Source organism: Pseudoruegeria aquimaris (genome assembly GCF_900172235.1).
GTDB lineage: Bacteria > Pseudomonadota > Alphaproteobacteria > Rhodobacterales > Rhodobacteraceae > Pseudoruegeria > Pseudoruegeria aquimaris.
Genome location: NZ_FWFQ01000004.1, coordinates 79,302 through 92,565, shown reverse-complemented (window position 1 = coordinate 92,565; position 13,264 = coordinate 79,302). Strand labels below are relative to the sequence as shown.

Genomic DNA, 13,264 nt, shown 5'->3' with positions numbered 1-13,264 from the left:
TCCTTTCCGTGGCAACTTCCGTGGCGACCGCGCGTCCCCGCGCCAGCAAACGCCCGTGGCGGGCCGGCGTCAAGCCCGCGCCCTCGGGCTCAGGGGGTGGCCAGCCACGCCGTCACGCCTCCGGGCATCGGCGGGCGGAAATAGGCGATGACGCGCCCCTCCGCCCCCGCCTGCGCGCCCGCCTGCCACGGCGCGATACCGTGCAGCGCCAGACGGTGCAGCAGGATCGCCTCGCCCGGGCGCAGCGGCAGGCAGCGGCGCGGGCAGGTTTCGAAGATCCGCCGGCGCGTGGCCTGGTAGATGTCGGTGAGGTCCTGTTCAGCCCATTCGCGCTGCGGCACGCCGTCCAGCGCCTCCAAAAAGGCCGCGCGGATCACCTCGTGGCTGCCCTCCCAGACGACGAGCGGGCTGGCCTCGGGACCGGCCTGGTTCAGGGCGATGCCGAGGATGAAGGCATGGGGCTCCGCGGCCTTGCGCCGACGCCGGGGGCCGACCGGCAGCAGCCCGTCGACATGGGCGGCGTCACGCCGGAGCCGGAAGCGGTGGGCGGCATCGCTTTCGCCGGCATCCCTGCCCGGGTAGCCCGGCAGCACGGCGGAGATCTGCGCCTTGTCCCAGGCCTCGGGCGCGCCGAGGTGCCGGGCGATGAATTCCACCGCCGCGCCGGCCAGCGGCACGCCCCCGATCCGACCGGAGGCATCGTTTTCCAAAGCGTTCACGCCGGCGAACCAGGTGCCTCCGTGGCGATGCCAATGGGCGTTTTCCGGGGCGTGGATCGCCACGCGCGCCGCCGGCAGGGCGGCCTCGGCCCAGGCCCGCAAGGCGGCGTCGGCCGGGAAGCGCAGCCATCCGCGCGCGCGGAGCCCGGCCCGATCGCTCACCGGATCAGAACCCGAGCGCCTTGCGCAGCATGTTCAGCGCCACCAGCGTCAGGAAGGCGGCAAAGACGCGCTTGAGCGGCTTCGGATCCATCGCGTGGGCCAGCTTCACCCCGTAGGGCGTGCTGATCAGCGTCATGGCGATGATGACGGCGAAAGTGGGCAGGTTCACCGCCCCCACGGTGAAGGGCGGTGCATTGCCGGGTTCGATCGGCACCAGCAGGAAGCCGATCACGCCGGGCACCGCGATGATCACCCCGAAACCGGCCGCCGTGGCGACGGCGCGGTGGATGGCAACGTTGTAGAGGCTCATCACCGGCACGCCGAAGGAGCCGCCGCCGATCCCCATCAGCACGGAGAGAAAGCCCAGCATCGGCGACATCACCGCCCGGCGCAGCCCCGCGGGCATCGCATCCCCCAGCCGCCAGTCGGATTTGCCGAAGCCCATGTAGAGGCCGATCACCATGCCCAGCACCCCGAAGATCCCCTGGAGCACCACCGAGCGCAGCGAAGAGGCCGCCAGCACGCCGACGATGGCCCCGATCACGATCCCCGGCGCCCATGTCCTGAGGATCTCCCAATCCACAGCGCCCTTCTTGTTGTGGCTGGAAAGCGAGCGCAGCGAGGTGACGACGATGGTGGCGAGCGACGTGGCGAGGCAGATCTGCATCAGCTGATCGCTCTCGTAGCCCAGCACGCTGAAGGCGTAGAAGAAGGCCGGCACCAGCACGATGCCGCCACCCACGCCCAGAAGCCCCGCGAGCACCCCGGCGAAGGCCCCGATCACGAGCAGCAGCGCAAGCAGGGGAAGAAGATCGGCGATGGGGGGCATGGGCGGCCTCTTGCGGTGGTCTTTTTCAGGTCGTAGTATTTCTAGACCGTTGGCCGCCCGTGTCGACCGATTTCTCGGGCCATGCCCGAGACAAGCGCCGGTCAGGCGGCGGCGGGGCTCACCGCGCCGAGCGCTTCCTCCACCAGCGCCACGCCGGCGCCGGGCCGATGCGCCCCTTCGGAAAGGATCCGCCGCCACTGCCGCGCGCCGGGCCGCCCGGTGAACAGGCCCAGCATGTGGCGCGTGACATTGCCCAGCTTGCCCCCCTCGGCCAGGTGGTTCGCGATGTAGGGCAGCATCAGGCGCACGACCTCTTCGGGGCTGCGTGGCGCGGTGGTTTCTCCGTAGATCCGCTGGTCGGCCTGCAGGAGCACATCCGAAGGCCCATGGTAGGCCGCGCGCCCGATCATCACCCCGTCCAGCCCGTCGGCGAGGAAGGCCTCGGCCTGCGCGAGCGAGGTGATGCCGCCGTTGATGGAGAGGTGCATGTCGGGAAAGCGCGCCTTCATCCGCAGCACCAGCGGGTAGTCCAGGGGCGGGATATCGCGGTTTTCCTTGGGGCTCAGCCCCTGCAGCCAGGCCTTGCGCGCATGGATCTGCATCCGGCGCACGCCGGCGTCGCGCATCCGGGCGATGAAATCGGGAAGCACGGCCTCCGGGTCCTGGTCGTCCACGCCGATGCGGCATTTCACCGTCACCTCCACCGAGGCGGCCTCGATCATGGCCGACACGCAGCGCGCCACCAGCGCGGGCTCCGTCATCAGCACCGCGCCGAACCGGCCCGACTGCACCCTGTCCGACGGGCAGCCGACGTTGAGGTTCACCTCGTCATAGCCCTCTTCGCAGGCCATGGCCGTGGCTTCCGCCAGCTCCGCCGGCTCCGAGCCGCCCAACTGCACCGCGACGGGGTGTTCCTCGGGATTGAAGGCCAGAAGATGCCGCGCCTGCCCGCGCACCAGCGCCGGCGCGGTGACCATCTCGGTGTAGAGCAACGTCCGCGCGCTCATCAGCCGATGCAGGTAGCGGCAGTGGCGATCGGTCCAGTCCATCATTGGTGCGACGGACAGGCGGGCGCTCGCGGTCACCGGGTCAGCCATCGGCCCCTCCCTTGCGGCAGCCCGCGCGGCACGAAACGTGGGGGCCGGACAGGCGACGGGGCGGTTGGGCGCTTTGGATGTCACGCATGGCTGAGGGCTCCGATGGCTCCGATGGGCAAGGCAGCACGGGAAAGACGAAGCCCGCGTATAGCCCCGCGAGGGCGGTTTCCGCAAGGGCGGGCGCGGTGCCATCGGAATAGGATGGCGAACCAAAGGCCGCCGCGCCGCGAAATTCGGCTTTCGCGCTTCGGCAAGTGGTGTAGGCTTTTCCGAAAATGAGCAGGCCTGGCCGGTGCGAACGGCCCTCGACGGCCCCGTCCCCCAACGAGTGCCCCGCATGAACGCCCCCGTTTCGCCCGCAGAGCCTTCCTCCGCCCGCCACGCCCCGCCGCTCACGCTGGCCAATGCGTGCCTCGTGCTGCCCGATCGCCTGTGCCGCGGGCACATCACCTTCGAAGCGGGGCGCATCGCGCGCATCGCGGACGGCGGACCGGCGCCCACCGGCGCGATCGATTGCGGCGGCGACATCGTGATGCCCGGACTCGTGGAGCTGCACACCGACAACCTCGAACGCCACATCGAGCCCCGGCCCGAGGTCGACTGGCCGCACCTGCCCGCCCTGCTCGCCCATGATACCGAACTGGCCTCCACCGGCATCACCACCGTCTTCGACGCGCTGCGGGTGGGCTCGATCCATTCCGGCAGCCGGGGCTACGGCGAATATGCGCGCCAGCTGGCCGACGAGCTGCTGGCGGCCCGCGCGGCCGGCCATTTCAAGATCAGCCATTTCCTGCACCTGCGCGCCGAGATCTGCTCGGAGACGCTGCTGGAGGAGCTTGCGAAATTCGGCCCCGAGGACAGGGTGGGCATCGTCAGCCTGATGGATCACACCCCCGGCCAGCGCCAGTTCCGCGATCTCGAGGCGATGAAGACCTACGTCACCAAGAAGCGCAATTTCAGCGAGGCCGAGTTCGCCGAGCACGTGGCCCGCCTCGGCGCGTTGCAGGCCCGTCTCGGGGCGCGGCACGAGGCCGGCGCCGTGGCCGAGGCCGCCCGGCTGGGCGCCGTGCTCGCCAGTCACGACGACACCACGCCCGAACAGGTGGCCGCCTCCGCCGCCAAGGGCGTGGGCTTCGCCGAGTTTCCCACCACCCGCACCGCCGCGCAGGCCTGCCGCGCGGCCGGCATCGCGGTGATGATGGGGGCGCCGAACCTGATCCGGGGCGGCTCGCATTCAGGCAACGTCGCGGCCCAGGAATTGGCGGAGGCCGGCCTGCTGGACATCCTCTCCTCGGATTACGTGCCCGGCGCGCTGCTGCTGGCGGCCTTCCGCCTCGCCGCGCTCTGGGGCGATCTGCCACGCGCGGCGGCCTGCGTGACCCACCGCCCGGCCGAGGCCGCCGGGCTTGCGGACCGCGGCCGGCTTGCCGAGGGCCTGCGCGCCGACGTGATCCGGGTGGCGCGCGCCGGCGACGTCCCGGTGGTGCGCGCGGTCTGGGCGCAGGGCCACCGCGTCGGCTGAGCGCCGCCGCCCGGCCCCGGTGCCGGACTTGCAGCCGCTGCGGCGGGCGCATAACGTGCCGCCAGCGAACAGGCAGAGCAGATCCCGCATCGTGCGATGAACAAGAAGAAACAAGACAAGCTCAAGAAGGCCGGCAAGGGCCGGCAGGTCGCCGCGCTGCCGGTACGCTGGCGCAAGGACGGCAAGCTGGAGATTCTGCTCGTCACGTCCCGCGACACCGGCCGCTGGGTGCTGCCAAAGGGCTGGACGATGGAGGGCAAGAGCCCGTGGAAGGCCGCCGCCATCGAGGCCGAGGAGGAAGCCGGCGCCGAGGGCAAGGTTCTGCGCGAGCCGCTCGGCAGCTTCCGCTACGAGAAGCGGCTCGACGACGGCACCCGCGTGCCGACCAAGGTGAAGGTCTACCCGCTTCTGGTCGAGGATCTGGCCGAGCGCTGGAAGGAACGCGGCGAGCGCAAGCGCAAGTGGTTCACCGCCAAGGAAGCGGCCAGGCACGTGAAGGAGGAGGAGCTTTCCGCGCTGTTCCGCGAACTCCGCCGCAAGCCCAAGGTGCAGAAGACCCTGCGAAAGGCCGCCCGAAAGAAATAGGCGCGCCCGTTGCGGGGCGCGCCTGATGCCTTGCCGCCCTCGGCGGGGCCGTCCAACCGGCGGGATCAGCCCGCGATCATGTGGATCACGAGGTAGATCAGCCCCGAGAGCACGGCCGCAGCGGGCACGGTGATGACCCAGGCGGCGGCGATCGTCAGCAGGTGGGAGCGGCGGACGAGCTTGCGGCGCTGGCGTTCGCCACGGGCCGGCGCGGGCGTGTCGGGCAGCGCCTTGCGCGCCGAGACGATGCGCCGCTCCGCATACCATTCACGGAACAGCCCGACCCCGAAGATGGCCCCCACGGCGATATGGGTGGAGCTGACCGGCAGGCCGAGCCAGCTGGCGACGATCACCGTGATGGCCGCCGAAAGCGCCACGCAGAAGGCGCGCATCGGGTTGAGCTTGGTGATCTGGCTGCCCACGATCCGGATCAGCTTGGGCCCGAAGAGGAACAGGCCGAAGGAGATGCCGAAAGCGCCGATCATCATCACCCAGATCGGGATGTGGACGACGCCCGTCACCGTGCCGTCCTTGCTGGCATGCACGATGGCCGCCAGCGGACCCACGGCGTTGGCCACGTCGTTGGCCCCGTGGGCGAAGCTCAGGAAGGCCGCGGAGACGACCAGCGGAATGCCGAAGAGCGTCTTGAGCGATTTGTTGCGGTTTTCCAGCCCCACGGCCTGGCGCCGGATGATCGGGCGCACGACGAGCCAGGTGAGCACGCCGAGCACGGCGCCGATGAGCAGCGCGGTGGAGAAATCGATCTTCACGATCTTCTTGATGCCCTTCAGCGCGAGATAGGTGCTGAAGGCGCCCGCCATGATCCCAACGAGCACCGGCACCCAGCGCCGGGCGGCGGCGATCTTGTCGTCCTGGTAGATGATGCGGGACTTGATGAACCACAGGAACCCCGCCGCCACGAGCCCGCCGAGCGCGGGCGAAATCACCCAGCTTGCCGCGATCGCCGACATCGTGCCCCAGTTGACGGCGCCGAAGCCCGCCGAGGCGATGCCCGCCCCCATCACGCCGCCCACCACCGAGTGGGTGGTGGAGACCGGCGCGCCGATCCAGGTGGCGAGGTTGACCCAGAGCGCCGCGGAGAGCAGCGCCGCCATCATCGCCCAGATGAAGATCTCCGGCGACGCCGCCGATTCCGGCGCGACGATGCCTTTTGCCACGGTCGAAACGACGTCCCCGCCCGCGATCAGCGCCCCGGCGCTTTCGAAGATGGCGGCGATGAGGATCGCCCCGCCCATGGACAGCGCGTTCGCGCCCACCGCCGGGGCCATGTTGTTGGCCACGTCGTTGGCGCCGATGTTGAGCGCCATGTAGGCGCCGAACACTGCCGCGACGGCGATCACGAGCCCCGAGGTCGTCACCCCCATGGTGAGCGCGGCCAGCAGGCCCGCAGCCAGGATGAACACCAGCGAAAGCCCCGGCGCCACCATCGGGCGCGCGACATACCCCAGCGCCTTCTCCGCGGCGTTCAGCCGCCCGAGATCGCGGTCGAGCGTTTCCAGGTGGCGCGGATCGAGATTGTTGTCTGACATGGTTGTCCCCGGTTGGTCTTATCCCCTTGCGGCGGAGCCATAGGGGGTTTGCCGGCGTCATTCAATCTTCATCAAAAATTCATGCAGCCTTTGACGAACCGTCACAAAGCCGGCCTGCCGCGGGCTCGCCGACGACCCGGCGGGCGCATTCAAGCGGCCGACGGGCTTTCCTTTCCACCCACCGCGCGCGATACCTCGGGCATGAAAACCGATCTGGATTACTTCGAGACCACCGCCCGCGCCGCCGTCGCGCGCCTGCCCGAGCCCTTCCGCAGGCTGGCCGCCGATGTGCAGCTGCGCGTGGCCGACTGGCCCGCGCCCGACATGCTGCGGGATCTTGGGATCACCGACCCGCTGGAACTGACCGGCCTCTACGACGGCATCCCGGTGACGATGAAGAGCATGGAGGACATCGCCCCCATGCCCGATGCCGTCTGGCTGTTCCGCGAGCCCATCCTCGATGAGTGGCGCAGCCGGGGCGACGTGGCGCTCGACGATCTGATCGCCCATGTAGTTGTGCATGAATTCGCCCACCACTTCGGCTGGAGCGATGCGGACATCGCCCGCATCGACCCTTGGTGGGAGTAGCCTCCGCGCTTCGCCCCGCGCGCCTCAGCCCATGTGGGCGAAGGCCGGGTGCATCCGGAAGCGCCAGTTGCGGCGCGGGCCGGCCATGACGTTGAGATAATACATCTCCACGCCGTAGGGGGCGGCGCAGGGGTGATGGCCCCGTGGCACCAGAACCACGTCCTGATCCGATACGGCCATTGTCTCATCGAGGCTCAGGTCATCGGTGAACACGCGCTGCATGCCGAAGCAATCGGGCGGATTCAGCCGGTGGTAGTAGGTTTCCTCCAGGTAGGTGATGGCCGGGAAATCATCCTCGTCATGGCGGTGCGGCGGATAGGATGACCAGTTGCCCGCCGGCGTGAAGACCTCCGTCACCAGCAGGCTGTCGGCCACGTCGCGCCCTTCCATGGCGATGTTGTGGATGAAACGGGTGTTGGCCCCCTCCCCGCGCTGCTCCAGCGCGATGCCCTCCGGCCCCAGCCTGCAGGCCGGGCGCTGCGAAGATCCCGGCGCAGTGCAGACCGCGAGCGTGCAGCCCGTGGTGGCCTGCGCCGCCCAGTCCGCCCCCGCCGGCACGTAGAGGCAATGGGGGGGCGTGCGCTCGAAGACGTCCATCCGCCCGCCCATCTCGCCGAATTCCTCGCCGGCGGCCGAAAGCCGCGCGCGGCCTTCCACCAGCACGAGGATCGCCTCGCGCCCCTCCAGCCTGCCCTGAGCGCATTCACCGGGCGCAAGCCGCCAGAGCTCGAAGCCCACATAGCCCCAGCCCGCAGACTCGGGCGTGATCGCGTGGGTGCGGCCCGTCTGCGCGACGGGCCGGCGCAACAGATCCGCCATCAGACCGTCCCGCCCAGGGAGCCTTCGAGGGCCACCAGTTCCTGGCCGCCGGCCATCATGTCCTGGAGTTCCTCCGGCGTGATCTGGCCGCGCTGCGCGGCGCCCAGGGTCTTGCCCCGGTTCAGCACGGTGAAGCGATCGCCCACCGCAAGCGCGTGGCGCACGTTGTGGGTGATGAAGACCACCGCGATGCCCTGCTTGCGCACCTTGTCGATGGTGGCCAGCACGTTGGCCGTCTGGCGCACGCCGAGGGCCGAGGTGGGCTCGTCGAGGATCAGCACCTTGGCGCCGAAATGCACCGCGCGGGCGATGGCGACGGTCTGGCGTTCGCCGCCCGAAAGCGTGCCCACGGCCTGGTCGGGGCCGCGCAGGTTGATGCCCATCTTGCGCATCTCCTCCATCGTCACGCTGTCGGCATACTCGTGATCGAAGAAGGAGATGCCGAAGCGCTTCTTCACCGGCTCGTTGCCCATGAAGAAATTGCGGCTCACCGACATCAGCGGGATCATGGCGAGATGCTGGTGCACGGTGGCGATCCCGGCGGCGATGGCATCGCGCGGATCGTCGAAATGCATCGGCTTGCCCTCGAAGACGATCTCGCCGTGGGTGGGTTTGTGCACGCCCGACATCGTTTTGATGAAGGTGGATTTGCCGGCGCCGTTGTCGCCCAGAAGGCAGTGGCACTCGCCCGGATAGACCTCCACCGAGACCCCGGCCAGCGCGATCACGCTGCCGAAGTGCTTCTCGATGTTCTTCATCTCGATGATGGGTGCATGGGTCGTTCGCGTGTTCATCTCAGCGCTCCCCCGTGATCATGCGGCGAATGTAGGTGTTCAGGATGACGGCCCCGAGCAGGATGATCCCGAGGAAGACCCGGAACAGCGAGCTTTCCACCCCGGCAAAGAACAGCCCCTGCTGCACCACCCCGAAGATCAGCGCCCCGAGCGCCGCGCCGAGCACGGAGCCGTAGCCGCCGGTGAGCAGCGCCCCGCCGATCACCACGGCGATGATCGCCTCGAATTCCTTCAGCAGGCCGCGGTCCGCCCCGGCGGAGCCGAACTCCATCACCTGGCAGGCGGCGAACACGGTGGCGCAGAAGGCGGTGAACATGAACATGTAGATCTTCACGCGGTTCACCGGCACGCCCGAGTTGCGCGCCGCCTCCGCATCCCCGCCGGCCGCGAAGATCCAGTTGCCGAACCGGGTTTTCGTCAGCAGCACATGGCCGAAGATCACCAGCACGATGGCCCAGACGATCAGCATCGGGATGCCGTCCACGACGGGCTGCCCGGCGCGGGTGCCGCGCTCGAAGGTGGTGATCAGCCCCGCCTCGCCCATCCACTGGAACATGCCCTTGAGGATCTTGCCGCCGAAGACCGCGCCCAGCCAGTCGCCCTCTGCCGCCTCGCGGATGCCGCCGATGATGGTTTTGCGCTCGATCGTCTGCGGCAGGTAGATGGTGAAGCCGCGCAGGATGAAGAGGAAGGCCAGCGTCACGATGAAACTCGGCAGCCCCGTGCGGATCACGATGAAGCCGTTGAGCGCCCCGATCAGCACCGCCAGCACGAAGGTCACGAGGATGGCCATCCACACCGGCCAGCCGAGCGTCACCGAGAAGATGGCGATCAACATGCCCGCGAAACCGATCATGGAGCCCACGGAAAGATCGAACTCGCCGGCGATCATCAGCAGGCAGGCGCCCACGGCGATGATCATGAACTGCGCCGAAACGGTGGACCAGTTCAGGATGCCTTGCGCGTTGAACATGCCGCTGTCGTAGGCGGTGAGCCCGAAGAAGAGAAAAACGGCGATGGTGCCGACGATGCCGCCCAGCTCGGGCCGGATCAGGGCACGGCGCCAGCCGAGATCCTTGACCCGTTCGTCGGTGTCATCGGACGTGGAGGGAGATTGCGCTGTCTGCGACATCGCTTGCGAGCCTCGCTTCAGTGATCAGGAAAACAAAAGGGGCGGCCCGCGAAAGGGGCCGCCCAAGGGGGGAGGTTACCGGTATTCGCCGGCGAACTTTTCCACCATTTCAAGGCCGTCGGCCGTCACGAAGCCGGGGCCGGAGTTGATGTTGTTGCCCGGCAGGACGCCGTAGCGGTGGTAGTTCGTCAGAACCACGACCGGCAGGTAGGCCTGCAGGAAGGGCTGCTGGTCGATGCCCCAGTTGATCACGCCGTCCTTGATGCCCTGCACGATGTTCTCGCCCAGGTCGAAGGTGCCGAAGTAGATGTCGCCGGCCATGCCGTTCTCTTCCAGCGCCAGCAGCGTCGGATCGGCCGAGGTCGGGCCGAGGGTCAGGATGGCGTCGGTATCGGGGTTGGCGTTCAGGTAGGCCAGAACGCGGTTCTTGATCTCGGCCGGGTCCTGGCCGGAATCGATCATCTGGTCGCCCAGTTCCACGCCGAGCGCATCGGCGAAGCCCTGGCAGCGTTCGGTGGACGAAGGCGAGGAGATGTAGTGGTTCACGCAGAGGAAGGAGCTCACGCCGTCGGCCTTGGCGCGCTGGCCCGCGGCGAAGCCGGCGTCATACTCGGGCTGGCCCACGTACATCAGCGCGCCCACTTCGCGGGCCTGCTCCGGGGTGCCGGAGTTCATGATGATCACGTCCACGCCGCTGGCGACGGCATCCATGATCGGGCCCTTCAGCACGTCGTAGTCGCTCAGCGTGGTGATGATGCCGTTCGGGCCGGAGGCCGCGGCCTGTTCGATGATGCGCGCCATGTCGGCGAGGTCGCCCGTCGGCGGGTTGCGGTATTCCACCTCGACGCCCATCTGCTCGCCGGCAAGCGCGATGCCGTTCTTGATCGTGTTCCACCAGCTGTCGCTGTCCGGCGCGTGGCTGACGAGAACGTATTTCTCGCCCTCGGCCTGAGCCACCGTGCCGCCGGCCAGCGCCGCCGTCGCGGCGGCCGTCACGGCCAGTGTCTTCATAAATTTCTTCATGATGTCCTCCCAAACATTCCAATTGTGCCGTGTCCGGCGAAAGCGGCGACCGGGCCTGGCCAGCATCGCCTCATCTGGAACCCTAAGGGCGAATCACAATTTTTGCAACCGGTTGCAATTCTTGATGGTGGATTTCCTCCTGACCGGGCATTGTGTATACGTTGAGAGCGGGGAACACCGAGTAGGAGGCAGGCGAAAACGATGGCCGTTACACTCAAGGAGGTTGCTGAAAGAGCGGGCGTTTCCCGCTCCGCCGTGTCGCGCACCTTCACCGAGGGCGCCTCGGTGTCTGCCCGCACGCGGGCCAAGGTGGAAAAGGCCGCCGCCGAACTCGGATACAGCCCGAACGCCCTTGCCTCCTCGCTGACCACGGGGCGCACCAAGCTCATCGGCCTGGTCTCGGACAACTTCCACAACCCGCTGTTCCTCGAAGTCTTCGATCTCTTCACCCGCGGCCTGCAGGACCGCGGCCTGCGCCCGCTGCTGGTGAACCTCTCCAATGAAACCGATCCCGAAAATTCGATCCGGATGCTGCGGCAATACTCGGTGGACGGGGTGATCGTGGCCTCCTCCACCCTGCCCCCGAGCTTCGCCGAGGGCTTCAAGACGGCCGGCGTGCCGGTGGTCCATTCCTTCGGCCGCTTCTCCACCAGCCCCAACGTCCACGTGGTGGGGATCGACAACGTGGCCTGCGGGCGCATGGCGGCCGAAGCGCTGATGGCGCGCGGCTACAGGCGCGTGGCCTTCCTCGGCGGCCCCGAAACCGCCACCTCGACCCAGGACCGCGCCCGCGGCTTCTTCGGCGCGCTGCGCGAGCACCCGGAGGTCGAGGTCTCCATGAGCTACGCCAGCGCCTATTCCTTCGATGCCGGGCGGGTCGAGATGATCAAGCTGCTGATGGCGGACCCGGCGGAGGCCTATTTCTGCGGTGACGACGTGCTTTCGGTGGGTGCGTTGAGCGCGATCCGGGAGGCCGGGCTGAGGGTGCCCGAAGACATCGGCGTGATCGGGCTGAACGACATGGAAATGGCGGGCTGGCAGAACATCGATCTCACGACGATCCGCCAGCCGATCGCCGAGATCATCAATGCCTCCATCGAGCTGGTGGTCGGCACCATCGAGCAGCCCGACCGCCACCCCGAAACCCGGCTTTTTCCGTGCCGCGTGGTGGAACGCGGCACGCTCAGGCCACTGGTCGGCTAAGGTGTATCTGCCTGTCGCGCCAGCGACAGGCGCGCGTTCGCCCGCCCATCACACCGAAGGTGTGCCTTCGGCACGTGGCGGGCGCTCATCGCGAAAACCTCAGCGCAGCATCGGCGGGCGCGCATCCACCCAGGTGCCGCGGCCCCTGGCCGACTCCACGCAGGCATGCACCGCCGCCATGGAGCGCAGGCCGTCCTCCGCCCCCGGCAGCCCGTCGCGGGGCTCGCCCCGGATCGCGGCGGCGAGATCCTGGTAGATGTTGGCCACTGCCAGCGGGAAGCCCTCCGGATGCGCGATCGGCACCCGGCTCAGCCGCGCGGCCTCATCCGACAGCCCGGCCTCGCCCTTTTCCATGATCTGCGTGCGCCCGCCCAGCGGCGTGTAATACACTTGGTTGGGCTGCTCGGAGGCCCAGCGGAGCCCGCCGGTCTCGCCGAAGATCTGGATGTCGAAGCCGTGCTGGCGGCCGATCGCCACGGAGGAGGACCACAGCCGCCCCACCGTGCCGCCCTCCATGCGGAAGTTGACCATCGCATCATCCTCCAGCTCGCGCGACGCGATCGTGGAGGCGAAATCCGCCGAGAGCTCGCGCACCTCGTCACCCACCACGAAACTGGCCATGTGCAGCGCGTGAATGCCGCAATCGGCGAACTGCCCGGACACGCCGGCCATCTTCGGATCGTAGCGCCAGCGCACGCGCGGGTTGTCGGCCTGGGCGGCGTCGGCGTGGTGGCCGTGGCTGAAGTTCGCCACCACCAGCCGCACCTTGCCGATCTCGCCCTTGCGCACCATCGCGCGCATCTCGCGCACCATCGGATAGGCGGAATAGCAGTAGTTCACCGCGCAGATCCGGCCCGTCCTGCGCGCCACCTTCAGGATCTCCTCGCCCTCTTCCACCGTCATCGTCATCGGCTTTTCACAGAGCACGTGGAAGCCCGCTTCCAGGAACGCCTTGGTGATCTCGAAATGGGTGGAGTTGGGCGTGGCAACCGTCACCAGATCGACCCTGTCGTCCCGGTTCCGCTCGCCCTCCAGCATCTCCTGCCAGTTGCCATAGGCCCGATCCGCCGCCACGCCGAGGCGCTGCGCAAACGCCTTGCCGCGCGCCGCATCCACGTCCAGCGCGCCGGCGGCGAGGGTGAAATTGCCATCGGCCTGCGCGCCCAGACGGTGCGCCGGGCCGATTTGGGAGCCTTCGCCGCCCCCGATCATTCCCCAGTTGAGCTTCATCCTGTAACCCC

Annotated in this window: 13 protein-coding genes; 4 read left to right on the top strand and 9 right to left on the bottom strand. The window is 68.5% G+C overall.

What is annotated here, in order from left to right:
- Positions 1–89 precede the first annotated feature (89 nt).
- The 3 genes from PSA7680_RS04385 to dusA all read right to left on the bottom strand — a co-directional run bounded on the left by PSA7680_RS04385 (position 90) and on the right by dusA (position 2,807).
- Entirely contained in the window at positions 90–881 is a 792-nt protein-coding gene (locus PSA7680_RS04385; RefSeq protein ID WP_085867442.1) for a hypothetical protein, read from the bottom strand.
- A gap of 4 nt (positions 882–885) precedes the next feature.
- Positions 886–1,710: a sulfite exporter TauE/SafE family protein gene (locus PSA7680_RS04380; protein ID WP_085867441.1), complete on the bottom strand. Its 825-nt coding sequence runs from the start codon at positions 1,708–1,710 to the stop codon at positions 886–888.
- Between the two features lie 101 nt (positions 1,711–1,811).
- Complete coding sequence (gene dusA, locus PSA7680_RS04375; protein WP_085867440.1) at positions 1,812–2,807, bottom strand: tRNA dihydrouridine(20/20a) synthase DusA; 996 nt, start codon at positions 2,805–2,807, stop codon at positions 1,812–1,814.
- A 337-nt stretch (positions 2,808–3,144) separates the two neighbouring features.
- Between dusA and PSA7680_RS04370 the strand changes: the two genes are divergently transcribed.
- Positions 3,145–4,329 (top strand): alpha-D-ribose 1-methylphosphonate 5-triphosphate diphosphatase, encoded by a 1,185-nt coding sequence (locus tag PSA7680_RS04370; protein ID WP_085867439.1) that lies wholly within the window; start codon positions 3,145–3,147, stop codon positions 4,327–4,329.
- Between the two features lie 96 nt (positions 4,330–4,425).
- Positions 4,426–4,914 (top strand): NUDIX hydrolase, encoded by a 489-nt coding sequence (locus PSA7680_RS04365; protein ID WP_085867438.1) that lies wholly within the window; start codon positions 4,426–4,428, stop codon positions 4,912–4,914.
- 65 nt (positions 4,915–4,979) lie between these two features.
- Here the strand turns inward: PSA7680_RS04365 and PSA7680_RS04360 are convergent, their stop codons facing one another.
- Positions 4,980–6,464, bottom strand: coding sequence for an inorganic phosphate transporter (locus tag PSA7680_RS04360; protein ID WP_085867437.1), 1,485 nt, complete (start codon positions 6,462–6,464; stop codon positions 4,980–4,982).
- 201 nt (positions 6,465–6,665) lie between these two features.
- Between PSA7680_RS04360 and PSA7680_RS04355 the strand changes: the two genes are divergently transcribed.
- Positions 6,666–7,052, top strand: coding sequence for a metallopeptidase family protein (locus PSA7680_RS04355; RefSeq protein WP_085867436.1), 387 nt, complete (start codon positions 6,666–6,668; stop codon positions 7,050–7,052).
- Positions 7,053–7,076: 24 nt separating this feature from the next.
- Here the strand turns inward: PSA7680_RS04355 and iolB are convergent, their stop codons facing one another.
- The 4 genes from iolB to PSA7680_RS04335 all read right to left on the bottom strand — a co-directional run bounded on the left by iolB (position 7,077) and on the right by PSA7680_RS04335 (position 10,820).
- The gene (iolB, locus tag PSA7680_RS04350) at positions 7,077–7,871 is read right to left on the bottom strand and encodes a 5-deoxy-glucuronate isomerase (RefSeq protein ID WP_085867435.1); all 795 of its coding nucleotides are present in this window, start codon (positions 7,869–7,871) and stop codon (positions 7,077–7,079) included.
- Entirely contained in the window at positions 7,871–8,665 is a 795-nt protein-coding gene (locus PSA7680_RS04345) for an ATP-binding cassette domain-containing protein (protein ID WP_085867434.1), read from the bottom strand. Before PSA7680_RS04345 ends, iolB begins: the two co-directional genes overlap by 1 nt.
- Before the next feature lies 1 nt (position 8,666).
- Positions 8,667–9,797, bottom strand: a complete 1,131-nt coding sequence (locus PSA7680_RS04340) for an ABC transporter permease (protein ID WP_085867433.1) — start codon at positions 9,795–9,797, stop codon at positions 8,667–8,669.
- Between the two features lie 75 nt (positions 9,798–9,872).
- The gene (locus tag PSA7680_RS04335) at positions 9,873–10,820 is read right to left on the bottom strand and encodes a sugar ABC transporter substrate-binding protein (RefSeq protein ID WP_085867432.1); all 948 of its coding nucleotides are present in this window, start codon (positions 10,818–10,820) and stop codon (positions 9,873–9,875) included.
- Between the two features lie 201 nt (positions 10,821–11,021).
- Here PSA7680_RS04335 and PSA7680_RS04330 point away from each other — a divergent pair, with 201 nt between their 5' ends.
- Positions 11,022–12,023, top strand: coding sequence for a LacI family DNA-binding transcriptional regulator (locus PSA7680_RS04330; RefSeq protein ID WP_085867431.1), 1,002 nt, complete (start codon positions 11,022–11,024; stop codon positions 12,021–12,023).
- Positions 12,024–12,122: 99 nt separating this feature from the next.
- On the opposite strand, the gene PSA7680_RS04325 is transcribed toward PSA7680_RS04330, so the two are convergent.
- Positions 12,123–13,253, bottom strand: a complete 1,131-nt coding sequence (locus PSA7680_RS04325; protein WP_085867430.1) for a Gfo/Idh/MocA family protein — start codon at positions 13,251–13,253, stop codon at positions 12,123–12,125.
- Between the last annotated feature and the right edge of the window lie 11 nt (positions 13,254–13,264).

Bases quoted from the DNA above. Each gene is read 5' to 3' on its own strand.
- PSA7680_RS04365 (WP_085867438.1), top strand. From the start codon at position 4,426: ATGAACAAGAAGAAACAAGACAAGCTCAAGAAGGCCGGCAAGGGCCGG.
- PSA7680_RS04370 (WP_085867439.1), top strand. From the start codon at position 3,145: ATGAACGCCCCCGTTTCGCCCGCAGAGCCTTCCTCCGCCCGCCACGCC.
- PSA7680_RS04340 (WP_085867433.1), bottom strand. From the start codon at position 9,797: ATGTCGCAGACAGCGCAATCTCCCTCCACGTCCGATGACACCGACGAA.
- PSA7680_RS04345 (WP_085867434.1), bottom strand. From the start codon at position 8,665: ATGAACACGCGAACGACCCATGCACCCATCATCGAGATGAAGAACATC.
- PSA7680_RS04330 (WP_085867431.1), top strand. From the start codon at position 11,022: ATGGCCGTTACACTCAAGGAGGTTGCTGAAAGAGCGGGCGTTTCCCGC.
- iolB (WP_085867435.1), bottom strand. From the start codon at position 7,871: ATGGCGGATCTGTTGCGCCGGCCCGTCGCGCAGACGGGCCGCACCCAC.
- PSA7680_RS04380 (WP_085867441.1), bottom strand. From the start codon at position 1,710: ATGCCCCCCATCGCCGATCTTCTTCCCCTGCTTGCGCTGCTGCTCGTG.
- dusA (WP_085867440.1), bottom strand. From the start codon at position 2,807: ATGGCTGACCCGGTGACCGCGAGCGCCCGCCTGTCCGTCGCACCAATG.
- PSA7680_RS04355 (WP_085867436.1), top strand. From the start codon at position 6,666: ATGAAAACCGATCTGGATTACTTCGAGACCACCGCCCGCGCCGCCGTC.
- PSA7680_RS04335 (WP_085867432.1), bottom strand. From the start codon at position 10,820: ATGAAGAAATTTATGAAGACACTGGCCGTGACGGCCGCCGCGACGGCG.
- PSA7680_RS04325 (WP_085867430.1), bottom strand. From the start codon at position 13,253: ATGAAGCTCAACTGGGGAATGATCGGGGGCGGCGAAGGCTCCCAAATC.
- PSA7680_RS04360 (WP_085867437.1), bottom strand. From the start codon at position 6,464: ATGTCAGACAACAATCTCGATCCGCGCCACCTGGAAACGCTCGACCGC.